This is a genomic window from Mycetocola sp. Y171 (assembly GCF_056713165.1).
The window spans coordinates 51,234-76,059 of sequence record NZ_JBWYGX010000002.1 but is presented as its reverse complement, the minus strand read 5'-3'; the positions used below and the strand labels follow the sequence as shown (position 1 = coordinate 76,059).

The following is a 24,826-nucleotide window of genomic DNA, read 5'->3' as shown; positions in this document are numbered from 1 at the left end:
CGGACTCAGTTCGCCCTGCTGACAGGCACCGTCGAGGCCGGTGCTTCCGCGAAGGCGGCCCGAGTGGCGACCGATCCGGTGCTGCGCAGGAAGACGATGACCCAGCTGAAGATCAGCACGCCAGCGACGAGCTCCACCGCGGTGAGGTTGTAGTACCCGGTGATGAAGAAGACGGCCAGGACGACAATCACGCCGATGTAGACGTAGCCGAGGATCAGGAAGATGCGCGGCATCGACGGGACCCACCACCGCAGAGCGATGACCATGACCACATAGATCGCGACCATTCCCGAGGCCACCGTGTTGTGGATCTCGAGAAACTCGTCCACGGGGAAGATGCCGACGCAGGCGAGGAAGATCCCGATGAGCACGAGCGCGATCCGCAGGAAGCGTCTGCCTCGCGCTTCACGAGGCGTCGTCGTCGGGAGATTTGCTGTGGCGTAGTGCGCGATCGTCGTTACCATGACACCGGCGATGATCAGTGTGAGGTTGAACGCGCGAGCCGACACGTCGTCGGTGATGCCGAGCGAACTGAGATTGAGCTTCCACCAGAGCGGATCCGATGCGCTCAACATACTTGCCAGGGCGCCGACGACGAGGAACACGGCGAGGACGAGCGAGAGCAGCATCGGGGTGAGGCTGACGGATGAGATGAACGTCACGTAGGCGGCCAGCCCGATGCCGACCCCCGCGAGCACAGATGCTGACAGGGCGAAGACGACCGCGCCCTGGAAGCTCATCTCCAGCAGCGACGACATCCCCAGCCATCCCAACAGGGCGACGAACGCGTGCGCGAGGGCAATTGCGAGGACGTCCCACCAGTGCAGGCGGGTGGCCGACATCGCGTCACCGCCTGACCCGGCGGCGAGCAGCCGGCCACCGATGAAGGTGATGAAGGATGCGATCGCGCTGCCGATGGCGACGAACTGTCCGAGCGAGCCGGGGCCCGCAATAGGCAGGTAGCTGCCCCAGAAGACGATCCCCGCGACAATGAAGGAGATGACGAGGACGACTGCTCCGACGATGAGCGCGCTGGATTCGACCGACTCGGAATCGGCGATGGGCCGTCGCAGAATGCGGCCGATCGGTCTGGGCTGGCTCACGGGGTCTCCTTCTTCCTGGCTCGGCTGGATGGCGCGCGCGGGCCGCGAACGGGTGCCACGTTGGGTATGCCGCGGCTCAATAGAAGGGACACGAGCGCGATCACTACGAGCGCGAAGAATGCCGTCTGGAGGGACGAGATCTGCGACTCGGTGTAGATCGTGTTGAGCGTTTCGCCTTCGCTGTCGGACAGGCCGGCGTCCTCGGCGATCTGGGCGACGGTGGAGACCGGAACGATCGGGAGAGCGCCCTGGGTCTGTTCGCTCACGGTCGCCTTGACCCCGTCGGGCAGGTCACTTGCGGCGACGCCTGTGGCGAACGAAGTCGTCAGCGCCCCGATCAGCACCGAACCGATCAACGCGGTACCGAGAGACGAGCCGAGATTCTGGAACACGCCCTGAAGCCCGCCCACCTCACTCGTCTCCTTCTCGGTGACGCTCGACATGTTGACGTTGCCGAGCTGACTGGCCAGCAGGCCCAGTGCGGCACCCGCGAAAAACATGCCGATGCCGAATGCCGGACTCTTCAGCTCGGTATCGATGGCGCTCAGGAGCACGATCGAACTGATGACGAGGACCCATTGCCCCACACGAACGATCCGGCGCGGCGACCAGAGACTGGAGAGCCGTGTCCCGACGATCGAGAAGAGTATGAGGGAGATCGACAGGGGGAATATGCGGACGCCGGTTTCGAGGGCGTCGAGCCCCAGTGTCATCTGCAGGTAGACCGGCACCATGAAGAAGAGCCCTGCCGTGATGGTGTACTGCGACCCCAGCACGGAGAGACCGCTGCGGAGAGGTTTGATGCTGAACAGCGAAACGTGGACGAGGGGAGCCTTGCCCGCGGAAACGAGCGCGGACTGGCGGCGGATGAAGGCCCAGAGCAGGATGCCGCCGACGAGCATGAACCACGACGTCAGGGAGATACCGAGAGGAGCCACGTCCTGTCCATTGAACTCCGGTGAGTCGAGCGGAGTGATCCAGCCCCAGGTCTTGCTCTGCAGCATCCCGAAGACGACGGACACGAGACCGAATGCCGAAAGCAAAACGCTGAGCAGGTCGATCCTGGTCTTCTGGCGGGGCGTACTGTCGGTGATCAGGCGATGGGTGAGGACGACGACCGCCATGATGACGACTTCGGCGACGAAGACGTACCGCCAGCTGAAATAGGTGGTGACGAAGCCACCGATCAGCGGGCCCGCTGCAACGGCCCCACCGGATACCGCGCCGATTATTGCGTACGCGGTGATGCGATCTTTGCCCGTGTAATTGTCGGCGATCAGGGCAGCGATCGCCGGGATCACGAGCACGGCGCCGAGGCCCTCGATGATCGACCAGCCGAGGAATAGGACCTGGATCGTGGGAGCGATCGCCGTGATGAGCGAACCGATGGCATAGATGATCGAGCCGATGACGAACGCACGTCGACGGCCCCAGATATCGCCCAATTTGGCCCCGAGGAGCATCACGGATGCCATGGTCAGCGTGTAGAAGGTGATCGCCGACTGCATCGCGGCCACCGTTGTGTCGAGGTCGACCACCACGGTCGAGATCGAAACATTCATCACAGTGCCGTCGAGCACCATGACGAACTGAGCAGCACCCAGGATGATGACGACAAGCCACTTCTTCACCGCGTCCGCCTCACTGTCAGGTCGATTGAGGCTAGGGCGCTGCTGTGGCCAGCGCAACTGGTTTCGTCGAGAGTCACCTCATCCGCATGATGCACAGCGGAAAGGGACCGGCCTATCTTTCAAGCACAGCCTCGCTATCGCCTGGCCGCGACGACACGGGCACGATGCCGGGAACGTGAGAGAAAAGGTGTGGAAATGAGCACGGTAAAGAAAACGGGTTGGGTCGGCTGGGCGAAATTCGCGGGCGTGATTCTCTTCATCAGCGGCGCGTTCAGCGTCGTGCAGGCCCTTGTGGCGCTGATCGGGCCCAACACGTACTACGCGGTCGAGAACGGGACACTGTGGCTGCTCGACCTCACCGGGTGGGGCTGGTGGAACCTCATCATCGGTGCACTTCTGATCGTCACCGCTGTCGCCCTCTTCGCCGGCCAGACCTGGGCACGCGTGATCGCGATCATCCTGGCGGTTCTCAGCGCACTCGGTCAATTGCTGTTGATCCCGGCGCAACCATGGTGGTCACTCATCGTGATCGCGATCGACGTCCTGATCATCTACGCGCTCACCGTGCACGGAAACGAGCTGCGCGCGGAGGACTGACCCCGGCGGACGCCCGAAGGAAAAGTGCCCCTGGAGGGACTCGAACCCCCAACCAACTCCTTAGGACGGAGGTGCTCTTCCATTGAGCTACAGAGGCTGACCGTCCAAGTTTAGCGGAGCCGAATACCCCCTGTGCGACGCACCCGCCCGGGCGTACCATGCGAGGTGGAACACGGTCCATACGCGGCGCCTCCCGAGGCCGGCGGAACATCCGACGTCGAGCGGGCACCTTTCCTCCCTCACCTGATCCCTGATCAGGCCCACCTATCCGGTGGCGACACATCCGGCCGCATCCGGCCACACCCGCATGGAGTTGACATCATGCTCACCCTTTCAGCCTCATTCCCCGTCCTTCCAGCCGAAGACATCGCCCGCGTCCGCGACTTCTACAGCAAGCTCGGGCTGACACCGTTCCGTGAAGACGACGAAAGCCTGCTGTACGGCTCGACCGAAGACCCCGAACTCATGATCTACAAGACACCGAACGTCGGGACCGCCAAGAACACCCAGATCTGCTGGGCCGTGACAGACATCCGCGCGACGATGGACGAACTCCGCTCTGCGGGCATCACCTTCGAGGACTACGACTTCGATGGCCTCAAGACGGTCGACGGCGTCGTCGAAATCGACGGCGAATACAGCGCCTGGTTCAGGGACAGCGAAGGAAACTTTGTCTGCCTCGCCCAGACAATACAGTAGGGATCAGGCCGCAGCCGGCGTGAGGTACTGGTCCCACAACGGCATGGCCCGCTCGGCACCGCGCACCGCCCAGGTCGGTCCGTATGGCATCCGCGGCTTCGTGCGGAGGGACCAGCCCATCTCGCCGGGAGTCCTGTCGCTCTTAGCGTTGTTGCAGCGCAGGCAGCAGGCCACGAGGTTCTCCCATGAATCCGCGCCCCCGCGCGACCGCGGCAGGATGTGGTCGATCGTCGAAGCGGATGTGCCGCAGTAGCCGCACCGGTTCGCGTCGCGCCTCAGCACGCCGCGGCGGGTGACAGGAACGCGGCGGGACGTCGGGATCTTCACGTAGCGCGACAACACGATCACCGCCGGGCGATCATGCGCACCGTCGGTTGCCCACACCGGGTGACCGGTGTCGATCTCCACGATCGAGGCTTTCTGGTTCATGACGAGCACGAGTGCCCGTCGGAACGAAACGATAGCTAGTGGCTCGTACCCGGCGTTCAACACCAGTGTGCGCATGTCGGTTCCTCTCAAATCGCCGTGACGGCTTCACGGTCATTCGGTTCTCTCCGACCGATGAGAGAACGGGATCCAGACAACAAAAAAGGCGCCGTCTTTACAGACAGCGCCTTTCCACAACCGACAGGCGGCTGTGACATGTGTGGCCGGCGGGCCCAGGTCCGAGGCAACCGCAAGCATCCGTGGTGTGGATACCGGGTATTCGATCCATGAGCTTCCCGCACTTTCCAAAGGTCAGGGCTTTAATGTAACGCACAATCGGCGTGCCCCCGAACGGAGGCACGCCGATTCTGAGCGTGTGCTGTGTCGCATGAGGTCGGGAAGGACCTCGGTCGATTAGATCCCGATGCGGACGATCCACCAGTTCTCGGCGTAGATGGGGCCGATGCGAAGCGGGGTGCCGGGACGTGACGCGTGCAGGATCATGCCATTGCCGGCGTAGAAGCCGATGTGACCGGCACTCACCACGAGGTCGCCTGGCACGGCATCCTCGACGGAAATGCGGGTACCCATGTTGCCCTGGGCGGTCGACGAGTGAGGCATGTCGATTCCGAACTGCGCGTAGACGTACTTCACGAAGCCGGAGCAGTCGAAGCCGGCAGGCGTCGCACCGCCGTAGACGTAAGGAACGCCCTGGTACTGCAGCGCGACCGAGAAGACCTGTTCGAGGCTGAAGTCGGGGTACGGCGGGGCTGAGAGGTAGTCCTCGGCCGATGGGCCCGAGAAGGTCGCCTGCGTGTCTACGAATGTCGCACGCTGCGCGGCTGCCTCGGCCTGGGCCTTCGCCGCGGCGAGTTCGGCGACCGTGGTCGCCGAGTAGCCGTCGCGGGTCACGGCCGTGGCGGCCACATCGGCGTCGACCGACAGGGACTGCGCGCCGGACTCCTTCAGCGACTGCAGTTCGGAGGTGGCAGACGCGTCATCAGCGGAAGGAGTGAACGCGTACGCCGGAAGGGCGACGGTGGCGAACAGGCCGGGCACGACGAGAGCCATGATCGCGGTCGAACGCCATGAACGCCACTTGCCTGGCTTGGCTGCGGGCTTCGGCTTGGCAGCCGGGCCGGTTGACGCGGTGGTCGTGGGAGCAGTGCGGCGGCTGACTGAACCGCGCGGCGAAACCGCTACCTGGCGTGCACTGGTGTCGGAGCCTGTCAGCTTCAACGAGTCACCGAGCGACTCCTGGTTTGTGTTTTCGGCCAAAGTGCGAACCTCCGGCGCCTCGCACAACGCTTAGGGGCGTTGTCTCGTCCGCAAGGAAAATATCGGGTTTCGCGATACGGGGAGACGAGCAAGAGAGGCGCCCCATATCGGGTCCTGCGATCGACTTGCGACCTTCGGACTTATCCGAGGGTACGGGACCGTTACCAATTTGTCACCTTTATCCACCGATAAATAACAAACGGGTAACAGGAAAGAACGCCAGACGGATGGGTCCCGACCGTCTGCGCGCGACGCTACAGCGCCCGCGAGGCCCGGAACTACGCGTTCTGGACGAAGATGTGCCCGGCGACCTCGTTGGGCAGTTCGAGTCCGTTGCCGAATCCTTCAACCTGAACGAGAACGTACGAACCGACGGCCGAGAAGACTGCCTCATTGCCAGGAACGATGCCTGCCTGCTTCAACTGGAGGAGGAGTTCCGGATCGACCTGTGCAGGTTCTCCCAGCCGCCGGATGGTGGCGGTCACGGGATCGGACCCGTTCCGCACCAGTTCGACGAGGTTCGTCACACCGTGTGAGAACGTACCGGCCGGTGCGTCGCCCAGTTCGTCCAGCCCGGGGATCGGGTTGCCGTATGGGGACTCGGTCGGGTGGTCGAGCATCGCCAGGAGCTTGCGCTCCACCTGCTCGCTCATCACGTGTTCCCAGCGACATGCTTCCTCGTGGACGTATTCCCACTCCAGGCCGATCACGTCACTGAGCAGACGCTCCGCCAGGCGGTGCTTTCGCATGACGTGGACGGCTTTGCTCCGGCCGGCGCCGGTGAGCTCGAGGTGCCGATCGCCGGAGACGACGACGAGACCGTCGCGTTCCATGCGTCCGACCGTCTGTGACACCGTGGGGCCTGAGTGACCGAGCCGCTCGGAGATGCGTGCCCGAAGGGGCACGATGTTCTCTTCTTCCAACTCAAGGATGGTACGGAGGTACATCTCGGTGGTGTCAATCAAGTCAGTCATTGACGGCTCCCCATGGTTAAGCGCAATTGCGACCAGCCTAGCGGCCCTGAGCAGACACTCGGCGCTGTGGCGCGTTCACCGCCCGCGTATCGCCGCCACGGCATCCCGTGGCTCCTAGAATTGGGGAATGCCTGAGATCGCGATCCCCACAGAACTCCTGCCCACCGACGGTCGTTTCGGTTGCGGCCCCTCCAAGGTTCGGGCGGAGCAGGTGGACGCCATCGTTCGCGCCGGTTCCGGCCTGCTCGGCACCTCGCACCGCCAGGCCCCCGTGAAGAACCTCGTCGGAAGTGTGCGGTCGGGGTTCGAGACCCTGTTCTCCCTTCCGGACGGCTACGAGGTCGTCCTCGGCAACGGCGGGTCGACGGCCTTCTGGGATGCCGCCGCATTCGGCCTGATCGAGCGTCGCAGCGAGAACCTCGTCTTCGGCGAGTTCGGTCAGAAATTCGCCAAGGCAGCGGCAGCGCCGTGGCTCGAGGCTCCTCTCGTCCGTGAGGCCCCTGGCGGATCCCGCAGCGAGGTCGAGGTCGCAGAGGGCGTCGACGTGTACGCATGGCCGCACAACGAGACCTCCACCGGAGTGATGGCCCCGGTCACACGCGTGGCGGGAGACTCAGGCGCGCTCACCGTCGTCGATGCGACAAGCGCGGCCGGCGGCATTTCGGTCGACGCGTCCGAGACGGATGTCTACTACTTCGCCCCGCAGAAGAACTTCGCCTCAGACGGAGGACTGTGGTTCGCCCTCTTCTCCCCCGCTGCGATCGAACGCGTCGAGCGGATCGCGGCCTCCGAACGGTACATCCCGGAATTCCTCAGCCTGAAAAACGCGGTCGACAACTCCCGTCTCAACCAGACCCTGAACACCCCGGCACTGGCGACGCTCGTCATGCTCGAGAACCAGCTGGAGTGGATGAACGGCAACGGCGGACTGGACTGGGCATCCGGTCGCACCCTCGAGTCCTCCTCACACCTCTACGACTGGGCGGAGAAGACCTCGTACACGACGCCGTTCGTGGTGAACCCGGAGCACCGCTCCCAGGTGGTCGTCACGATCGACTTCGACGATGCGATCGACGCCACCGCGATCGCCAAGGCGCTGCGCGCCAACGGCATCGTCGACACCGAGCCGTACCGGAAGCTCGGCAGGAACCAGCTGCGCGTCGCGACGTTCGCAGCGATCGATCCGGACGACGTGCGTCAGCTGACCCGCAGCATCGAGTTCGTCGTCGACGCCCTCTGACCCGCACCGACCAGACGAGAAATGCCCCCTCCTCGGAGGGGGCATTTGTCATCGATCACGGAGCCGGGTGGCGCGCTCAGTAGCTGCGCTCGGGGCCGTCTTCGTCGTCCTCGTCGTCCGACTCATCGTCGTCGTCGTCCTCGTCATCCGACTCGTCGTCGTCCGATTCGTCATCGTCGTCCGATTCGTCATCGTCATCCGATTCGTCATCGTCATCGTCATCGTCATCGTCATCGTCATCGTCATCGTCGTCGACATCCGACTCGTCATCATCATCCGACTCATCGTCAACCGACTCGTCGATCTCGTCGACGTCGACACCGTCCACGTCACCGGCGTGGAGAATGCTGAACTCGTCTTCGTCGTCCTCGTCATCGTCGTCGCCATCGAGAACGGCAGCGGCCTCAGCCAGGGCGCGCGCTTCGCTCTCGGCGACTTCCTGGGATGCCTGGTAGTCGGCGAGCCGCTCGGACCACGGGACCCAGTCAGGTGCCAGCAAGGCGTTCTCGCCCGGCATCAGCTCGGTCTCCAGGATGGTCGCCTCGCCGTCATCACCCACACGGGCGAGGGTGGCGGTCCAGTGCCAGCCGGGGTACCCGGGCAGCTTGCTGTCGAAGAACAGCGAGAGTACGTGATCGTCCTCGGCGACGTGACCGACGACGTCGCCGATAGTCGACTCAGGGGTCACCTCGAGCAGCGCAGCGCGCGCAACGTCGACGGAGGCCAGCAGGACTTCGTCCGTCACAGGCGCCGGCCGTTCAATGACGGACTCGTCGACGACAGTCTCGGTGACGGCCGGTTCGTCGGGTTCGGTCACGGGCGCCTCGACGGTGTCCGTTTCGGCGACCGACGGTGCGGATTCCTCGACAGGCTCGGCGGCGACGGCATCCGTCACCGGAGCCTCAGCCGGTGTCGTGACCTGAGCCGGTTCGGCCTCGATCGGTTCTGCGGTGGAGTTCTCTGTGTCGGTCATCGGAGTGCTCCTCGTGAAAAGACGGCGGGCCCAGCCTGGCGCGGCGATCACGCGTCCAGTTCGTCGGCTACGCGTCGCAGCAACTGGGCGACCTTGCGGCTGTGGGCGTTGTCGGGGTAGCGACCCTTGCGAAGGTCCCCGCCGAGGCCGTCGAGCAGCTTCACGAGGTCTTCGATGATGATCGCCATGTCGTCAGCCGGCTTGCGCTTGAGCTTGACAAGGCTCGGCGGGGCATCGAGCACCCGGACCGAGAGAGCCTGGACACCGCGCTTGCCGTCGGCGATGCCGAACTCGAGCCGCGTGCCAGCCTTCACCGAGGTCACACCTGCGGGAAGAGCGGATGCGTGCAGGAAGACTTCCTGTCCGTCATCGCTCGAGATGAAGCCGAAGCCCTTCTCGTCATCGTAGAACTTAACCTTGCCGGTGGGCATGGACGAAACCTCGCTGTGAACTGGGACACCCAGGCCCAAGCCGGAGTGCGGTGCTGTCGCTGCGGCAGGGGCTGCAGACGAACGGGACTCTCCCCGCCCCTCCAGCTTAGAGCGTCGGCGAATAGTCGGCACATCGTGGCTCATTGGGCATCGCGACGCCGGTGCAGATAACCTGAAGATGTGACCGACCCTCAACCGCACAACGCCAGCCGCTTCGAGCGGATCCTCGCGTTCATGCTCCTCGCCCTCGTGCTGCTGTCCATCGGCAGCTTCGTCGCGATCATGGTGGGCACGGGGCAGGGCATGGGTTCGGACGACTTCGGGCAGGGGTTGTGGCCCGTCGTCGTGATGGTTCCGTACATCGGACTCCCGCTGGCGATCGTCCTCCTCATCACGCTCATGATCTCCAGTGCCGCGAGGCGCGCCCGCGAATCACGGCGAGACCAGCCGGAGAGCTGACCGGGGAACCGGCTGCCCATGACTGACATCCTGACCCTCGCCGGAAGCCTTCGGGCGCTCTCCGACGCGGCCATCGAGGGTCTCCTCACCGAACGCCGGGTCTCCAGCCAGGCGCGGGTCCAGGACTTCTTCGACCTGGCAGAGATCCTCCTCGACGCTGCAAGCATCCGCGGCGCGCTGCAACGACTCGACCGGCCCACCCTCAGCGTGATCGCGGTCGCGACACCCGAACCCCTCTCGGTCGCAGACCTCGCCGCACGCCTCACCTCGTTCGGTGCGGAGTCCGTCGACACGGAATCCGTCGCCGAACGGGCCGCATTCGCCGCCGATCGTGCACTGCTTTCCCGTGTCGGTGACGGTTTCGCCGCCATCGACGCCGTCGACACCGTCCTGGCCGGCTGGGCAACGCCCGACCTCCCCGTTGCCGCGCACCTGGCCGCCACTCCTCCCCCTGCCCTCCCAGCGGCCGAACCGGAGGACTCAGCAGCCCTCACCGACCTCAGCGCCGCCGAGCAGGCGTTCCAGACCACCTCGGCGAGCGCCGAACTGCTCAGCGAACTCCTCGTGAACCCCGCCCGCGAGCTCGGCAAGGGCGGGCCGGCCCTTCCGGAACGCAAACGGCTGGCCATGGCCATGCAGGTGGATGCCACCACCGTCGATGCCTACCTCGACCTCACGGTCAGGGCCGAACTCGTCAGCCACGAACCCGGCCTGTGGCTCACCGCCCCCGCCGGAGAGGACTGGCTGGTCCGGACGGCAGGCGAACGCTGGCGTATCCTCGCGGCGGCCTGGCTCGACGCGCTCCCGCAGCAGGTCAGACAGGTCCTCAGCGGACGCACACGCTCGTCATGGGGAGCCGCGCTGCACGAGTACGCCCAGTGGCTCTACCCCGCCGGAGGCGACTGGATCCACGCCCAGGTGCAGCGGGTGACCGACCAGGCCAGGATGCTCGGCATCACGAGCGGTCCGAGCCCAGATACACAGGTTCCGAGCACTGCAGGCAGGATCCTCCTCGAAACGGATGCCGCCGCCGCCGCGACCGCGATGTCTTCCCACTTCCCCACCCACGTTCGCCAGGTGTATCTGCAGCACGACCTGACGATCATCGCGCCTGGGCCGCTCGAACCGACGACGGACCTGCGCCTCCGCGCCTTCGCCGACCTCGAGGGCCGTGCGCAGGCGTTCAGCTACCGGTTGAGCGCCGAGAGCGTCAACCGGGCGCTGTCCGCCGGTGAGACCGCCGAAGGGATGCTGGAGTTCCTCTCGGCACTGTCACTCACCGGCATCCCGCAGCCCGTGGACTACCTCATCTCGCAGGCCGCATCCAGGTTCGGTTCGGTGCGGGTCGGCCCGCTCAGCGATTCGCACCCCGGCGCCTCCCCGAGCGAGGCGAGGAGCTACGTCCGGTCGGACGACACATCCCTCATCGGCCTGCTCGACGTCGACCAGGCGCTGAGCTCGCTCGGTCTGCGACGTTCGGGAACCAACCGGATGCTCAGCCGTTTCGAATTCGACGTCGTGTTCTGGGCGCTGAGCGACGCACGGTACCCGGTCGCAGCCGAAACCGAAGACGGAGAGCTCGTGAGCCTGCGCCGCCGTCGGGTGGCGCACCCGGTCACCGCTCCCGTCGTCGTCGACCACGGTGACGTCATCGCCCGCCTGCGACAGGCAGAGGCCGACGTCTCCGGCGGAACCGACCTCGCCTGGATCGCCCGCCAGCTCGACGCCGCGATCCGCGCCAAGCAGACCGTCACCGTGACCGTCCAGGTTCCCCGTTCAGGGCCGATCGATTTCGTCCTCGAACCGACCGGCGTTTCTGGCGGCCGCCTCCGCGGGCGGGACAAGAAGGCAGACATCGAACGCACACTGCCGCTGTCGAGCATCCTCGAGCTGAAGTAACGCCGCGCATCGACTTCACAGCCGACCGGACTAGGCTGGCTAGCTATGTCTGATGGCCCCCTGATCGTCCAAAGCGACCGCACCGTACTGCTCGAGGTCGCCCACCCCCTCGCCGAAGACGCCAGACACGATCTGGCCGTGTTCGCGGAACTCGAACGCGCCCCTGAGCACATCCACACCTACCGGATCACCCGGCTCGGACTGTGGAACGCTCGCGCAGCGGGCCACGACTCCGCCGACATGCTCGCGACGCTGGAGAAGTACTCCAAATTCGCCATCCCGCCGACGGTCTCCATCGACATCACCGAAACGGTCGGCCGGTACGGTCGCCTCGTCATCGAACGCAACGACGACGGCGAACTCGTCCTCCAGTCGCACGACGAAGCCGTCCTCACCGAGATCTCCCACGCCAAGCGCATCGCTCCCCTGCTCATCGGCCACCCGACGCCGGATTCGTACCTCGTCGAGCCGTGGGCCCGCGGGCAGCTGAAGCAGGAACTCGTGAAGATCGGATGGCCGGCAGAGGACCTCGCCGGTTACACCCCAGGCACCCCGCACGAGATCGACCTCCTCGAGGGCGACTGGCACCTCCGCGACTACCAGCAGAAGGCCGTCGACAACTTCTTCGATGGCGGTTCAGGCGTCGTCGTTCTGCCCTGCGGCGCCGGCAAGACCCTCGTGGGTGCCGGAGCGATGGCCACCGCCAAGACGAACACCCTCATCCTTGTGACCAACACCGTCTCCGCGCGACAGTGGCGCGACGAGCTGCTCAAGCGCACGAGCCTCACCGAGGACGAGATCGGCGAGTACTCCGGGCAGCTCAAGGAGGTCAAGCCGGTCACCATCGCGACCTACCAGATCCTCACGGCCAGGCGGAAGGGCGAATACGCCCACCTCGCACTCCTCGACGCCATGGACTGGGGCCTCGTGGTCTACGACGAGGTGCACCTGCTCCCCGCTCCGGTGTTCAAGCTCACCGCCGAGCTGCAGGCCCGCCGCCGTCTCGGCCTCACTGCGACCCTCGTTCGTGAGGATGGTCGCGAGGGCGACGTCTTCAGCCTGATCGGTCCGAAGCGCTTCGACGCACCGTGGAAGGAGATCGAAGCACAGGGCTTCATCTCCCCCGCATCCTGCTTCGAAGTGCGCATCGACCTTCCGCAGTCTGACCGGCTCAGCTATGCCGCGGCATCCGACGATGACCGGTACCGCCTGGCCGCGACCGCCCCTGCGAAGCTCGACGTTGTCCGCGACCTCGTCGCCCGGCACCCGGGCGAGCGGATCCTGGTGATCGGCCAGTACCTCGACCAGATCGATGAGCTCGCCGAGGCCCTCGGCGCTCCGAAGCTGACCGGTGCCACCCCCGTCGACGAACGGGAACGACTCTTCCAGGCGTTCCGGGTCGGGGAGATCACCGTGCTCGTCGTCTCGAAGGTGGCGAACTTCTCCGTCGACCTTCCCGAGGCGACCGTCGCCATCCAGGTCTCCGGCTCGTTCGGTTCACGACAGGAGGAGGCACAGCGCCTCGGTCGGCTGCTCCGCCCGAAGGAGTCAGGCCTCAGCGCCAACTTCTACACCCTCGTCGCGCGCGACACCGTCGACCAGGACTTCGCCCAGAACCGCCAGCGGTTCCTCGCCGAGCAGGGTTACAGCTACACGATCCTCGACGCGCACGCTCTGGCGGCCTGACAGGTCAGTGCGCCCCGACCGGCCGGACATAGCGGAGCAGGAGCGTCCCCTCGCTGCTGAGCACATGGGCGACGTCCATCTGGCGACGGATGTCGATGGGCTGCCCGGCCACGATCCGCGGCGCCCCCGGGCCCTCGAGACCCGGACCGATGGTCAGGCATACTTCGTCGACGGCGTCGTCCCTGAGCAGATCCGCGAACAGGCTCGGACCGCCCTCGCAGTGCACCTGACGCAGACCGCGCTCTGACAGCAGCGCACGCATCCTCGCGGTGTCGACCGACGACTCACCCGCCGTGAGGACGTCTGCGACAGCCGAGAGCGCGTCGACCCGCACACCCGGGGCGTCTTCCACCGTGACGACGATGGGTCGCACCGGCGCCTCGGTGAAGATCGGGGACCCGGGATCCAGGTCGAGCCCTGCTGAGACGATGGCGAAGACCGGATGCTCGGCCAGACCGTGCGCGAGCCGCCAGGCGGCCGCGGGAGAGTCGAGGCGCATCGGGCCGTAGCCCTCCGCCCGGACCGTTCCCGCCCCGACAACGACGACGTCGCACAGGCGGCGAAGCAGGTCGAAGACGCGAAGGTCCGCCGGGGAGCCGAGCCCTGCTGACAGCCCACCGGACGTGGCCGCTCCGTCGATGCTGGAGATGAAGTTGACCCTGGCCCACGGCACGGCACGGTCTGCCACCGAGTACAGGGCGAGGATGTCCTCGTCGCTGAGGTCTGCACCACCCGCCTGGAGCAGGGCGATCGCGGGCTCAGTCATTGCGCTCTCCCATGTTGTGCCGAAGGTACGCGGGTTCGCGGAAGCCGAGGATGGCCTCGGTCATCCTCGCGGCATCGACGGCCGGGCGGACGTTGTGCATGCGGATGAGCCTCGCGCCGTTCACGATCGCGACGACTGCTGCAGCGAGGGATCCGTCGACGCGGTCGCCCCGGTCCCTGTCGAGGGTCTCTCCGATGAAATCCTTGTTGGAGACGGCGGCGAGCGCCGGATAGCCCAGGGCCGCGATCTCACCGAACCGGCGGGTCAGTTCGAGCGAGTGCAGCGTGTTCTTGTTGAGGTCGTGTCCGGGGTCCACGATGATGCGATCGGCGGGAATGCCTGCGGCGAGCGCCACCTCCACCTGCCCGGCCAGGAAGGCGGCGACTTCTGCGACCACGTCCGCGTATGCGGGTCGGGCGAACGGCGTCCGCGGTTCGGCGAGGCTGTGGGTGAGAACGACCCCGGCGGCGCTGTCGGCGAGCACCCGGGCCATCTCCGGGTCACGCAGCCCTGTGGTGTCGTTGATCAGATCGGCACCGGCCTCGATACTCCTGCGCGCCACCTCCGGCTGGAAGGTGTCGACGGAGATGACGACATCGGATGCCGCCCGGACGGCCGCGATGACCGGCACCACCCGGTCGATTTCGTCGGCGACGGGCAACTCGGGTCCCGGCGCAAATGGCGCCCCGCCGATGTCGATGATGTCTGCCCCGTCTGCAACGGCCTGAAGCGCTGCCGCGACCGCGGAGTCGAACGCGAACGTGCTGCCCCTGTCGTAGAACGAGTCCGGCGTGCGGTTGACGACCGCCATGACAGCGACCCGGCGGGAGAAGTCGAAGGTGTGCGCCCCGATCGTGCGCACAGGTGAGATGAGGGGCGGGGAGCCGATGGCCGAGGTCGGCCGGGATTCAGTCATACCGTTTATCGTGCCGCACGGCGATCAGAGATCGCCGATGGCCACGCTCGGATCGGCGAGCCGGCCGGCATCGACGGTACGCCCGGACCGGACGAGTGCCCTGATGTCGTCGTTGACATCCCAGACGTTGACGTTCATCCCGGCGACGACGCGACCATCACGCATCCAGAACGCGACGAACTCGCGACCGTCGACGTCACCCCGGTAGATGACATCGGCACCGAGCGCGAGCGGGAAGAAGCCGGCGTACTCCATGCCGAGGTCGTACTGGTCGGTGTAGAAATACGGGACCTTGTCGTACGACAGAGGCTGGCCGAGCATGGACCCGGCGACCGCCTTGCCCTGGTCGAGAGCGTTCGCCCAGTGCTCGCTGCGGAGACGTGCCTCGAGGGTGGGATGCCACGCGTTCGCAACGTCACCGGCGGCGAAGACGGCCGGATCCGCGGTCCTGAGGGCCGCGTCGACGACGATTCCTCCGTCCACGTCCAGTCCGGCAGCCCTGGCGAGGTCGACAGAGGGGGTCGCTCCGATGCCGACGACGACGAGGTCGGCAGGGATCGTGTCTCCGTCGTCCGTCAGTACACCGGTGACTCTCCCCTCGGCGCCGGTGAAACCGGTCACCCCTGTTTCCATCGCGAAGGTGACGCCGTGTTCGACGTGGAGGCGCTGGAACTGCCGGCCGAGCTCGTCGCCGAGGGCTGAAGCGAGCGGAACGGAGCCCGGGGAGACGACGGTGACCTCGTTGCCGTAGCCCCTGGCGGCCGCGGTCACTTCGAGGCCGATCCAGCCCGAGCCGACGCTGACGACCTTTTTCCCGCCGGAGGCGAGGTCGTCCTTGAGGAGATCGGAGTCGTCGATGGTGCGCAGGTAACGGATGCCATCGAGGTGGGAACCCGGCACGTCGAGCCGTCGAGGGACCGCCCCGGTCGAGAGCAGCAGCCGCCGGTACGGCAGCGTCCTGCCCGATGCGAGAGTGACCAGGTGACCGGCACGGTCGATGGCGGTTGCCGCGTCCCCGACGATGAGGTCCACGGCCGAATCCGCGTACCAGCCGTCGTCGTGGATGAAGGCGGTCTCCCTGCCGGCCTTCCCGGTGAGCACGTCCTTGGAGAGAGGAGGGCGGATGTACGGATGGTGCTTCTCGCCAGCGACCAGATGGATGTCGCCGGTGAAGCCCTCCTGACGGAGCGCTTCCGCCGCGGTGGCGCCGGCGAGGCCCGCTCCGATGATGACGATTCCTCCGGACGAATCCGGGTGGTGGTGATCCAGCTGAGACATGGGATCCCGCTTTCTCGATGGTCTACTTGCGACCCTAGGACGCTCACCGGGCGCCGTCCAGCGTCCGAATCGGATTCGCTCGAACCCCGCACCGCGGACGCTCAGGAACATCTCAGGCAACACGCAGATACTGGAGCCATGACTGGACCACGCATTCTCATCGTCGATGACGAACCGAACATCCGCGACCTGCTCACCACGAGCCTCCGCTTCGCCGGCTTCGCCGTGCGAGCCGTCGGAAACGGCGCCCAGGCCATCTCGGCCGTCCTGGAAGAAGAGCCTGACCTGATCATTCTCGACGTCATGCTCCCCGACATGAACGGATTCGGCGTCACCAAACGCCTCCGTTCCGCCGGCTACACCGCGCCCATCCTCTTCCTCACCGCCAAGGACGACACCGAGGACAAGATCATGGGCCTGACCGTCGGTGGTGACGATTACGTCACGAAGCCGTTCAGCCTCGACGAGATCGTCGCCCGCATCAAGGCAATCCTCAGGCGAACGATGCATGCTGATGAGGATGCCGTCATCCGCGCAGGCGAACTCACCATGGATCAGGACACCCATGAGGTTCTCGTCGGCGAAACGCCGATCGAGTTGAGCCCCACGGAGTTCAAGCTTCTGCGGTACCTCATGCTGAACCCCAACCGGGTGCTCAGCAAGGCCCAGATCCTTGACCATGTCTGGGAGTACGACTTCAACGGGGACGCAGGCATCGTCGAGAGCTACATCTCTTACTTGCGACGCAAGCTGGACCAGTTCTCGACTGAACCGCTCATCCAGACCAAGCGCGGATTCGGCTACATGCTGAAGACAGCGAAGGCGTAGACCGAATACGGGTAGATGCACGATCCAGTAGCCGAGTGGTGGAACGCGATTTCACTGCGCACGAAGATCACCGGCGTGACCGTGCTCGTCCTCACCTTCGGGTTGCTCGTCGCAGGTGTCGGAACCGTCGTGATGCTGCGCCCCGCGCTCATCAGCAAGGTCGACTCCGACCTCGTCTCCACCGCGCAGTCCCCCGTTCCACCGGGATTCCTTGATGCCGACAGTGCCGACGACATGGGCGACATGGTCAAGGACTCCACGTCCTCCGACTACTTCACCGCGATCTACGACCCTGACGGGCAGCTGCGGGCGGCTACCTGGCAGGACAAACCGGAGCGGTCCCTGCCGGCGATCGCCACAAATTTCCAGCTGTCGGATGCCGTGAAGCGGGACTACGTCTTCGAGATCCACAGCCTGGACCACAAGACGACGTACCACGCTGTCGTCGTTCCGTATCAGTGGAACGACCAGGGCGACATCGGCGTCGTCCTCGTCGCGATCTCGATGCGGGAGACCGAACAGATCATCGCCACCTACCTGACGATCTTCTTCGGCCTCGGTCTCGGCGTGATCATCATCGGGGCCCTGCTCACCCGGTTGCTCGTGACGAGCACGTTCCACCCGCTCCGCGAGGTCGAACACACCGCTGCGGCCATCGCCGACGGTGACTTCAGCCAGCGGCTCGCCGTCGCTACCCCGAACACCGAGGTCGGTAGACTCAACCGTTCCCTCAACACGATGCTCGCCCGCATCGACAAAGCGTTCTCCGACCGTGCCCGCACCATCGACCAGATGCGCCGGTTCGTCGGCGATGCCAGCCATGAACTGCGCACCCCTCTCGTGACCGTGCGCGGTTACGCCGAGTTGTACCGGATGGGGGCACTCCAGAACTCCGACGACCTCCGCCAGGCGATGGACCGAATCGAGAAGGAAGCAATCCGCATGGGCGGCCTCGTCGAGGACCTGCTCGAACTCGCCCGACTCGACGAGACCCGGCCGATGGTCCTCACGCCTGTGGACCTCTCCCCCATCGCCAGGGATGCCGCGCTCGACGCGAATGCGTCATCTCCGCGCCGCACCGTGACCGTTGTCGTCGATCACCCGCCTGTTCCGGACTTCGTGCCTGAACCCACGACAGAGGACACCGTGCCGTCACCGACGGTGACCCGCCCGCAGCCCGACGACGATGAGACGACGACGGCAACCGGCCCGATCGCTTTCGCCGGCGCCACCCTCGCCCGTCTGCGTCGCCGACCGCGTCGGCAGTCGGATCCCGCCGACAAGCTGACCGTGCACTCCGATCTCATGCTTCCGCCCGGGCAGCGCCCAGAGGTCCCTGCCATCGTTCTCGCCGAGGAGAACAAGCTCCGACAGGTCGTCACCAACCTCGTCGGCAACGCTCTCCGTTTCACTCCGGAGAACAGCCCGCTCGAGATCGGTGTCTCTGCGAACAGACACACCGGCAAGGCGACCATCGCGGTCATCGACCACGGCGAAGGCGTCCCTCCGCAGATCCGGGAGAAGATCTTCCAGCGTTTCTGGCGAGCAGACAGCTCGCGCACGCGCGAAACCGGCGGGTCAGGCCTCGGCCTCGCCATCGTCTCGTCCATCGTCGCCGCCCACAACGGCACGGTGAGCGTGTCAGAGACCCCGGGCGGTGGGGCGACGTTCCGTATCGAGCTTCCGCTTGCCGGCTCTGCCGACACAGCCGCCGTCCAGCCCGCCACCGCCGGCTGACGAGGCACCTCCTCCACAGCCCGAAACGCGGCACAGCTTCTCCCCTGCGCGCATCAGCCCTCCGTCTACCGCAGATCAGGCGGCTACCGTCGGCCGCGACGGATGCCGCCAGTGAGCATCCGCAGGCGAGGAGAGAGCCATGACCAGGTACCAGGTCGACAGCGACATCGTGATGGGCACGACGGGCTCGGTCCGCGCGCGCATCGAGACGATCCAGGGAGAGGTCAACGCGATGATGCACCAGTTGACCGAACTTCAGTCGTCGTGGACGGGCGAGGCAGCCAACGCCTTCCAGGGCGTCGTGGCCGACTGGCGCGGCACGCAGCGGCGGGTCGAGGAGAGCGCTGTGCACATCAATACGGCACTGGCGAGGGCCGGTGCGCAGTACCAGGAGATCGAGCGGTCGAACACCGACCTGTTCCGGGTCTGATCACGGCCCACAGGCCGAGACGACGACAGCGGGGCGCCTCCCGAAGGAGACGCCCCGCTGTCTGAAACGCGTTGTTCGGACCTAGAAGTCCATGCCACCGGTCGGGTCGCCGGCCGGAGCCGGGTTCTTCTCCGGCTTGTCGGCGACGACGGCCTCGGTGGTGAGGAACAGTCCGGCGATCGACGATGCGTTGAGCAGCGCCGAGCGGGTGACCTTCACCGGGTCGTTGATGCCTGCAGCGAGCATGTCGACGTACTCACCGGTCGCGGCGTTGAGGCCGTGTCCGACGGGCAGGTTGCGGACCTTGTCGGCCACAACACCCGGCTCGAGGCCGGCGTTCAGCGCGATCTGCTTGAGCGGAGCGTCGATGGCGACCTTGACGATGTTCGCGCCGGTTGCCTCGTCACCCGAGAGCGACAGCTTCTCGAATGCGGTCTTGCCAGCCTGGATGAGCGCAACGCCACCACCGGCGACGATGCCCTCTTCGACGGCAGCCTTCGCGTTACGGACGGCGTCCTCGATGCGGTGCTTGCGCTCCTTGAGCTCGACCTCGGTCGCTGCTCCGGCCTTGATGACCGCAACACCGCCGGCCAGCTTGGCCAGGCGCTCCTGCAGCTTCTCGCGGTCGTAGTCGCTGTCGGTGTTCTCGATCTCCTTGCGGATCTGGGCGACGCGGCCCGCGATCTGGTCGGTGTCGCCGGCACCTTCGACGATGGTGGTCTCGTCCTTGGTGATGACGACCTTGCGTGCACGGCCGAGAAGGTCGAGCGTGACGTTCTCGAGCTTGAGGCCGACCTCTTCCGAGATGACCTGTCCGCCGGTGAGGATCGCGATGTCCTGCAGCTGAGCCTTGCGACGGTCTCCGAAGCCAGGTGCCTTGACGGCGACCGACTTGAAGATGCCGCGGATCTTGTTCACGACGAGGGTGGCGAGGGCTTCGCCGTCGACGTCCTCAGCGATGATGAGGAGCTGCTTGCCCGACTGGATGACCTGGTCGACGATCGGGAGCAGATCCTTGATGCTGGAGATCTTGGAGTTCGCGATGAGGATGTATGGGTCCTCGAACACGGCTTCCTGGCGATCGGGGTCGGTGACGAAGTATGCCGACAGGAATCCCTTGTCGAAGCGCATTCCCTCGGTCAGCTCGAGCTCGGTGCCGAACGTGTTCGACTCCTCGACGGTGACGACGCCTTCCTTGCCGACCTTGTCGATCGCCTCGGCGATGATCGCGCCGATTTCTGAGTCGCCGGCCGAGATGGAGGCGGTTGCCGCGATCTCTTCCTTGGTCTCGACCTCTTTCGCGTTGGCGATGAGCTCTTCGATGACCGCAGCGGTGGCCTTTTCGATGCCACGCTTCAGCGAGATCGGGTCAGCGCCGGCTGCGACGTTGCGCAGGCCTTCGCGGACGAGGGCCTGAGCCAGAACGGTTGCGGTGGTCGTGCCGTCGCCCGCGACGTCGTCGGTCTTCTTGGCGACCTCCTTGACCAGCTCTGCGCCGATCTTCTCGTACGGGTCGTCGAGCTCGATCTCCTTGGCGATGGACACACCATCGTTGGTGATCGTGGGGGCGCCCCACTTCTTCTCAAGGACAACGTTGCGACCGCGGGGGCCAAGCGTGACCTTGACAGTGTCAGCCAGAATGTTCAGGCCGCGCTCGAGGCCGCGGCGGGCTTCCTCGTCAAAAGCAATGATTTTTGCCATGTGGTTTTTCGTCCCTCCCGGACGTGATGAACGTAGTTAGCACTCAACGAATGCGAGTGCTAACACGATTCTGGCACTCTGCACCTGCGAGTGCAAGCTCAACAGGTCGGGGCGCTGAGGTTACGCCGGACGCGGAACCGACAGCAGCGCGGCCTGCAGGAACAGCACGACGCCGCCCGCGGATGCGCGGACGGCGTCGTGACGGATCGAGTGGTGGCTCAGGCTGGTCGCACGGCCTCCGCCTGCGGTCCCTTCGCCCCTGTACCGATCTCGAAGCTCACCTGCTGGCCTTCTTCAAGCGACTTGTACCCACCCACGTCGATGGCGGAATAGTGGACGAAGACGTCCTGCCCATCGCCATCGACAGTGATGAAGCCGTAGCCCTTCTCAGCGTTGAACCACTTCACGGTCCCGTTCGCCATGTGTTACTCCCATTGCTGTGTTCCTCGTGCAGGCAGGCGCCCACCCGGGTCTGCCGCACCAAGGCCCGGCGATCGTGCCGACCGTCGTCTGCCTGGAAGGCTGGTGCGATGGAGCACAATGTTTGACCAGTTCCAGATACTAGCGAGGGAATCGGTGCTTCCAACAGGAGTTTGCGCCGGACTTCCGGGAGTTTCCACCCTCTCAACACGCGGGAAACAGGGCCGAAACATGACGCGGCGGCCACCGACCTGGGTCCTACGCCGCGGCGTAGTCCGCGCCGAGCACGACGGTGATCTGGAGGATCGGCTCTTCGCCCTCACCGACGGGGATCTGGAACTGCGTCGACAGCTGGATGCTCCCGATTCCGAGGTCTTGGGCAAGACCGCGCGCTGCGCCCTCCTGTGTCGGGTCCTCGTAGTACACGGTCGTGGTCGCCACGTCCGTTGCCGATGCGCTGCCGGGGGTGATGCTCTGGGTCCAGCCCGCGGCGTTCAGCTGCTCGATGGCCTGCGTGGCGAGCCCCCTCGTCTCGGTTCCGTTGAGGACGGTGACCATGGAGTTCGGGTCGATCGTCGGGGCGGCGGTGGGGGTCTCAGTGGGGGTCGGTGTCGTCGCGGCAGGCGTGGATGTGTCGACGAAGTTGATGCGATCACCGAGCAGGTTCAAGCCCACGATCCCGCCGGCCACGAGGACGATCACGGCCAGTGCAGACCAGAGGAAGACGAACCAGCTCCGTCCTGGACGGACAGGGGCGCGGTGCGCGCCGACGCGCTTCAAATCAGCGGGGACCTCGTCGAACCTGTCCTTGGCGTAATGGTGAGCCATATCGGTGCTCTGGAGTCCTCTGCGGTCGCGTGCGGGTGTGAACGGCGGTGATCCGGCGCCCGAGTGCGCTGACCGCTGGTCTCAGTCCGCATTTCGGGCTCGCGCCCGCCGTGCGGCCTGCCGGGTGTCTCGCAGTCGCTGGAGACGCTTGACCAGAAGGGGATCGTGCACGAGGGCGGCGGGCGAATCGATGAGAACGCCCAACAATTGATAGTACCGGGTGGGCGAGAACGAGAACGTGGAACGAATCGCCTCTTCCTTCAGCCCGGCGTGCTGCCACCACTGGTTCTCGAAGTCGAGGATGGCGAGGTCACGTTCGTCGAGGGCATCCGCGTGTCCGTGCGCCGATCTGTCCGGCTTTCCGCTCATCGTCCACCACCGCTCGAATCTCAACCTGACTCTGGCCGTGTCGCCATACTAATGCGGGCGGTGCTGAAGAAACGCTCAACCGCGCGCGTCGGCCACGATGATTACTCAGTGTTTCCCCAGCCTGAGCCACAGCAGGGAACATGACCGGCTCCGAACCGGTTAGATAAGACGCAAGATCTATCCGTGAGGAGTACGACCCATGACCCAGCCAGTGAACAAGAGCAACGAAGAGTGGCGCGAGACCCTGAGCAGCGAGCAGTACGCGGTGCTGCGTGAAGGAGCGACCGAGCGTCCGTGGACGGGTGAGCTTCTCGACGAAGGCCGCGCAGGCCTCTACACCTGTGCCGCCTGTGGCGCCGAACTTTTCAAGAGCGGCACGAAGTTCGACTCCGGCTGCGGCTGGCCGAGCTTCTACGAGTCGGTCCGGCCAGAGGCCGTCAAGCTGATCGAGGACAACTCGCTCGGTATGGTGCGCACCGAGGTCCGTTGTGCCACCTGCGACTCACACCTCGGTCACGTGTTCGATGACGGTTTCGGCACCCCGACCGGTGACCGCTACTGCATGAACTCGCTCTCGCTGAACTTCGCCCCGGCCGAGTAACGTGCCGGATCTCATCGACATCGTCGCCGGACGCAGGTCCTGGTCGAAGGTGACGGAGGATGCCCCGACGCATGAGGAGCTTCTCCCGCTCGTCGCGGCATCCGCCCGTGTGGCCGATCACAGTGCCCTCCGCCCATGGCGGTTGATCGAGTTGCGCGGGAACGCTCGCCACAAGCTCGGCAAGGCCATCGCCAAGGCGGAGGGTGACGACAAGCCGTCGACGAAGCCGCTCCGCGCCTCGCTGCTCATCGCGATCGTCGTGAGCGTGAAGAAGAGCGGAAAAGTCCCGGTCTGGGAACAGGAGACCGTCGCATCGGGAGTCGCACACACTCTCAGCCTGCTCCTGCACGATGCCGGCTGGGGTGTGTTCTGGCGCAGCGGTCACTACACGCGGTCGAAGCCCGTCCGCAAGATGCACAAGCTCGCGAGGAACGAGGAGCTGCTCGGCTGGCTCTACGTCGGCGGCATCCCTGAGAAGGTGAAGCCGGGCCACCGCAGAATGATCGACGCCGAGAAGTTCATCACCGAGCTGTAGGCCGCCGCCTGATCGTCGCCACGGCCACCGCGACGAGGGCGAGCACTGCTCCGCCGACCGTCGCGAATCCCAGCCCGGCGCCGCCCGGCGCGACGGCGTCGATCAGGACGGAACCGACGAGCTGCCCCGCAACAGTGCCGAGTCCGAGGATCAGGACGCCGGTGTGAGCGACGAGGTATGCATTGACACCGATGAAGATGCAGCCGATCGCTCCGCCGAGGTAGAGCAGCGGTTCGGTCGGCAGCCGGTCGGGCCAGCCGACGAATCCTGCACGCACGAGCATCACGGCGACGAGGGCTGCCGTTCCCACGACGAAATTGATGAACGTGGCCGAAAAGGCGCTTTTCGCGCGTGCCCTGACCCTGCCGTTGACGGCAGACTGCCAGCCGGTTCCGAATCCGGCGACGAGCGGCATCGCGAGCATCCAGAGCGGGACGGAACCACCGACCTGACCGGACACCGACCACACGACGGCGACGATGGTGAGGCCGGCACCGACGAGCCTTGGCCACGTGCTGGGCACTTTTCCGTGCGGCCCGAACCCGATCCTGTCGAGGATCAGTCCTGACACGGTCTGCCCGGCCACAAGGGCGACGCTGAACAGGGCGACTCCGACCACGGCACCCGCGATGCCCTGGGAGAGCACGAGGAAAGCGCCGGAGAGGCCGCCGAGAACGGTCCACCACGGCATGCTGCCGTTCCGGAGGGCGCGGGAGACCTTACCGAGACCCACCCTGCCACTGCGGACGAACACCATGCAGACGGTGAGGATGAGAAGCCCGGAACCGAACGAGATGGCGGCCGCCACGAACCCGTCGCCGAGCGCGACGCCGAGGGCACCGTTCAGCCGGGTCTGCACCGCGGCGAGCGCTCCGCAGATCGCGGCGAGGGTGACGGCGAGCCACGTGGGTACCCGGCCGTGGGCCGTGTTCCTGCTCGCGGCGGGGTCGTTCCGCATCGACATTGACCTCCTGCGCCTCAGACGGAACGTACCCGATCGGCGTCCCCCCTCCATCTTGGT

At 65.7% G+C, this 24,826-nt stretch carries 26 protein-coding genes and 1 tRNA gene; 11 read left to right on the top strand and 16 right to left on the bottom strand.

Annotated elements, in window-relative coordinates; translation table 11 throughout:
• Window positions 1-5 precede the first annotated feature (5 nt).
• Complete coding sequence (locus AC1M2K_RS09980; protein WP_480240872.1) at window positions 6-1,103, bottom strand: DUF998 domain-containing protein; 1,098 nt, start codon at window positions 1,101-1,103, stop codon at window positions 6-8.
• Complete coding sequence (locus tag AC1M2K_RS09975; RefSeq protein ID WP_480240871.1) at window positions 1,100-2,734, bottom strand: MFS transporter; 1,635 nt, start codon at window positions 2,732-2,734, stop codon at window positions 1,100-1,102. The genes AC1M2K_RS09980 and AC1M2K_RS09975 overlap by 4 nt, the downstream gene beginning before the upstream one ends.
• Window positions 2,735-2,929: 195 nt before the next feature.
• On the opposite strand from AC1M2K_RS09975, the gene AC1M2K_RS09970 reads away from it, so the two are divergent.
• Window positions 2,930-3,331, top strand: coding sequence for a DUF7144 family membrane protein (locus tag AC1M2K_RS09970; RefSeq protein WP_480240870.1), 402 nt, complete (start codon window positions 2,930-2,932; stop codon window positions 3,329-3,331).
• Between the two features lie 25 nt (window positions 3,332-3,356).
• Here the strand turns inward: AC1M2K_RS09970 and AC1M2K_RS09965 are convergent.
• Window positions 3,357-3,428: transfer RNA gene (locus AC1M2K_RS09965), tRNA-Arg, on the bottom strand.
• Window positions 3,429-3,652: 224 nt separating this feature from the next.
• Here AC1M2K_RS09965 and AC1M2K_RS09960 point away from each other — a divergent pair.
• On the top strand, window positions 3,653-4,030 hold the full coding sequence (locus AC1M2K_RS09960; RefSeq protein WP_480237257.1) for a VOC family protein: 378 nt from the start codon (window positions 3,653-3,655) through the stop codon (window positions 4,028-4,030).
• Between the two features lie 3 nt (window positions 4,031-4,033).
• Here the strand turns inward: AC1M2K_RS09960 and AC1M2K_RS09955 are convergent, their stop codons facing one another.
• The 3 genes from AC1M2K_RS09955 to AC1M2K_RS09945 form a co-directional block, all read right to left on the bottom strand.
• Entirely contained in the window at window positions 4,034-4,534 is a 501-nt protein-coding gene (locus AC1M2K_RS09955; protein WP_480237258.1) for an HNH endonuclease, read from the bottom strand.
• 336 nt (window positions 4,535-4,870) lie between these two features.
• The gene (locus tag AC1M2K_RS09950) at window positions 4,871-5,734 is read right to left on the bottom strand and encodes a C40 family peptidase (protein WP_480240869.1); all 864 of its coding nucleotides are present in this window, start codon (window positions 5,732-5,734) and stop codon (window positions 4,871-4,873) included.
• Between the two features lie 278 nt (window positions 5,735-6,012).
• Window positions 6,013-6,708, bottom strand: a complete 696-nt coding sequence (locus tag AC1M2K_RS09945; protein WP_480240868.1) for an iron-dependent transcriptional repressor DtxR — start codon at window positions 6,706-6,708, stop codon at window positions 6,013-6,015.
• Between the two features lie 127 nt (window positions 6,709-6,835).
• Here AC1M2K_RS09945 and serC point away from each other — a divergent pair, with 127 nt between their 5' ends.
• Entirely contained in the window at window positions 6,836-7,948 is a 1,113-nt protein-coding gene (serC, locus tag AC1M2K_RS09940) for a phosphoserine transaminase (protein WP_480237261.1), read from the top strand.
• Between the two features lie 76 nt (window positions 7,949-8,024).
• On the opposite strand, the gene AC1M2K_RS09935 is transcribed toward serC, so the two are convergent.
• Complete coding sequence (locus tag AC1M2K_RS09935) at window positions 8,025-8,921, bottom strand: DUF3027 domain-containing protein (protein WP_480240867.1); 897 nt, start codon at window positions 8,919-8,921, stop codon at window positions 8,025-8,027.
• A gap of 47 nt (window positions 8,922-8,968) precedes the next feature.
• Window positions 8,969-9,352 (bottom strand): cold-shock protein, encoded by a 384-nt coding sequence (locus AC1M2K_RS09930; protein ID WP_480237263.1) that lies wholly within the window; start codon window positions 9,350-9,352, stop codon window positions 8,969-8,971.
• Window positions 9,353-9,532: 180 nt separating this feature from the next.
• Here AC1M2K_RS09930 and AC1M2K_RS09925 point away from each other — a divergent pair, with 180 nt between their 5' ends.
• From AC1M2K_RS09925 to AC1M2K_RS09915, 3 genes are read left to right on the top strand one after another with little or no spacing between them, the layout of a single operon-like run.
• Entirely contained in the window at window positions 9,533-9,811 is a 279-nt protein-coding gene (locus tag AC1M2K_RS09925) for a multidrug ABC transporter ATPase (RefSeq protein ID WP_480237264.1), read from the top strand.
• A gap of 18 nt (window positions 9,812-9,829) precedes the next feature.
• Window positions 9,830-11,710: a helicase-associated domain-containing protein gene (locus tag AC1M2K_RS09920; RefSeq protein ID WP_480240866.1), complete on the top strand. Its 1,881-nt coding sequence runs from the start codon at window positions 9,830-9,832 to the stop codon at window positions 11,708-11,710.
• A gap of 45 nt (window positions 11,711-11,755) precedes the next feature.
• A complete protein-coding gene (locus AC1M2K_RS09915; RefSeq protein WP_480237266.1) occupies window positions 11,756-13,396 on the top strand; it encodes a DNA repair helicase XPB in 1,641 nt (546 codons plus the stop codon).
• 4 nt (window positions 13,397-13,400) lie between these two features.
• On the opposite strand, the gene AC1M2K_RS09910 is transcribed toward AC1M2K_RS09915, so the two are convergent.
• The 3 genes from AC1M2K_RS09910 to AC1M2K_RS09900 are packed head-to-tail and all read right to left on the bottom strand — an operon-like array spanning window position 13,401 to window position 16,356.
• Window positions 13,401-14,162, bottom strand: a complete 762-nt coding sequence (locus AC1M2K_RS09910; protein ID WP_480240865.1) for a pyrimidine reductase family protein — start codon at window positions 14,160-14,162, stop codon at window positions 13,401-13,403.
• Window positions 14,155-15,078: a dihydropteroate synthase gene (gene folP, locus AC1M2K_RS09905; RefSeq protein WP_480237268.1), complete on the bottom strand. Its 924-nt coding sequence runs from the start codon at window positions 15,076-15,078 to the stop codon at window positions 14,155-14,157. The genes AC1M2K_RS09910 and folP overlap by 8 nt, the downstream gene beginning before the upstream one ends.
• Window positions 15,079-15,102: 24 nt before the next feature.
• Window positions 15,103-16,356 carry an NAD(P)/FAD-dependent oxidoreductase gene (locus tag AC1M2K_RS09900; protein WP_480240864.1) on the bottom strand — a complete coding sequence of 418 codons (1,254 nt, stop codon included), beginning with the start codon at window positions 16,354-16,356 and terminating at the stop codon, window positions 15,103-15,105.
• Window positions 16,357-16,494: 138 nt separating this feature from the next.
• On the opposite strand from AC1M2K_RS09900, the gene AC1M2K_RS09895 reads away from it, so the two are divergent.
• The 3 genes from AC1M2K_RS09895 to AC1M2K_RS09885 all read left to right on the top strand — a co-directional run bounded on the left by AC1M2K_RS09895 (window position 16,495) and on the right by AC1M2K_RS09885 (window position 19,351).
• Window positions 16,495-17,184, top strand: coding sequence for a response regulator transcription factor (locus tag AC1M2K_RS09895; RefSeq protein ID WP_108391630.1), 690 nt, complete (start codon window positions 16,495-16,497; stop codon window positions 17,182-17,184).
• Between the two features lie 15 nt (window positions 17,185-17,199).
• Window positions 17,200-18,921, top strand: a complete 1,722-nt coding sequence (locus tag AC1M2K_RS09890; protein WP_480240863.1) for a sensor histidine kinase — start codon at window positions 17,200-17,202, stop codon at window positions 18,919-18,921.
• 139 nt (window positions 18,922-19,060) lie between these two features.
• Complete coding sequence (locus AC1M2K_RS09885) at window positions 19,061-19,351, top strand: WXG100 family type VII secretion target (protein ID WP_480237271.1); 291 nt, start codon at window positions 19,061-19,063, stop codon at window positions 19,349-19,351.
• 81 nt (window positions 19,352-19,432) lie between these two features.
• Here AC1M2K_RS09885 and groL read toward each other — a convergent pair whose 3' ends face one another.
• The 4 genes from groL to AC1M2K_RS09865 all read right to left on the bottom strand — a co-directional run bounded on the left by groL (window position 19,433) and on the right by AC1M2K_RS09865 (window position 22,669).
• The gene (gene groL / locus AC1M2K_RS09880; RefSeq protein ID WP_480240862.1) at window positions 19,433-21,052 is read right to left on the bottom strand and encodes a chaperonin GroEL; all 1,620 of its coding nucleotides are present in this window, start codon (window positions 21,050-21,052) and stop codon (window positions 19,433-19,435) included.
• Window positions 21,053-21,270: 218 nt separating this feature from the next.
• The gene (locus AC1M2K_RS09875) at window positions 21,271-21,474 is read right to left on the bottom strand and encodes a cold-shock protein (protein ID WP_480237273.1); all 204 of its coding nucleotides are present in this window, start codon (window positions 21,472-21,474) and stop codon (window positions 21,271-21,273) included.
• Between the two features lie 256 nt (window positions 21,475-21,730).
• Complete coding sequence (locus AC1M2K_RS09870; RefSeq protein ID WP_480237274.1) at window positions 21,731-22,300, bottom strand: LytR C-terminal domain-containing protein; 570 nt, start codon at window positions 22,298-22,300, stop codon at window positions 21,731-21,733.
• A gap of 81 nt (window positions 22,301-22,381) precedes the next feature.
• Window positions 22,382-22,669 carry a DUF3263 domain-containing protein gene (locus AC1M2K_RS09865; protein WP_480237275.1) on the bottom strand — a complete coding sequence of 96 codons (288 nt, stop codon included), beginning with the start codon at window positions 22,667-22,669 and terminating at the stop codon, window positions 22,382-22,384.
• A 199-nt stretch (window positions 22,670-22,868) separates the two neighbouring features.
• Between AC1M2K_RS09865 and msrB the strand changes: the two genes are divergently transcribed.
• Together msrB and AC1M2K_RS09855 are read left to right on the top strand one after the other, a co-directional pair.
• The gene (gene msrB, locus AC1M2K_RS09860; protein ID WP_480237276.1) at window positions 22,869-23,270 is read left to right on the top strand and encodes a peptide-methionine (R)-S-oxide reductase MsrB; all 402 of its coding nucleotides are present in this window, start codon (window positions 22,869-22,871) and stop codon (window positions 23,268-23,270) included.
• Window position 23,271: 1 nt separating this feature from the next.
• A complete protein-coding gene (locus AC1M2K_RS09855; RefSeq protein ID WP_480237277.1) occupies window positions 23,272-23,805 on the top strand; it encodes a nitroreductase family protein in 534 nt (177 codons plus the stop codon).
• On the opposite strand, the gene AC1M2K_RS09850 is transcribed toward AC1M2K_RS09855, so the two are convergent.
• Entirely contained in the window at window positions 23,792-24,769 is a 978-nt protein-coding gene (locus AC1M2K_RS09850) for a DMT family transporter (RefSeq protein WP_480240861.1), read from the bottom strand. The two genes, AC1M2K_RS09855 and AC1M2K_RS09850, sit on opposite strands and share 14 nt — an antisense overlap.
• Window positions 24,770-24,826: the final 57 nt, after the last annotated feature.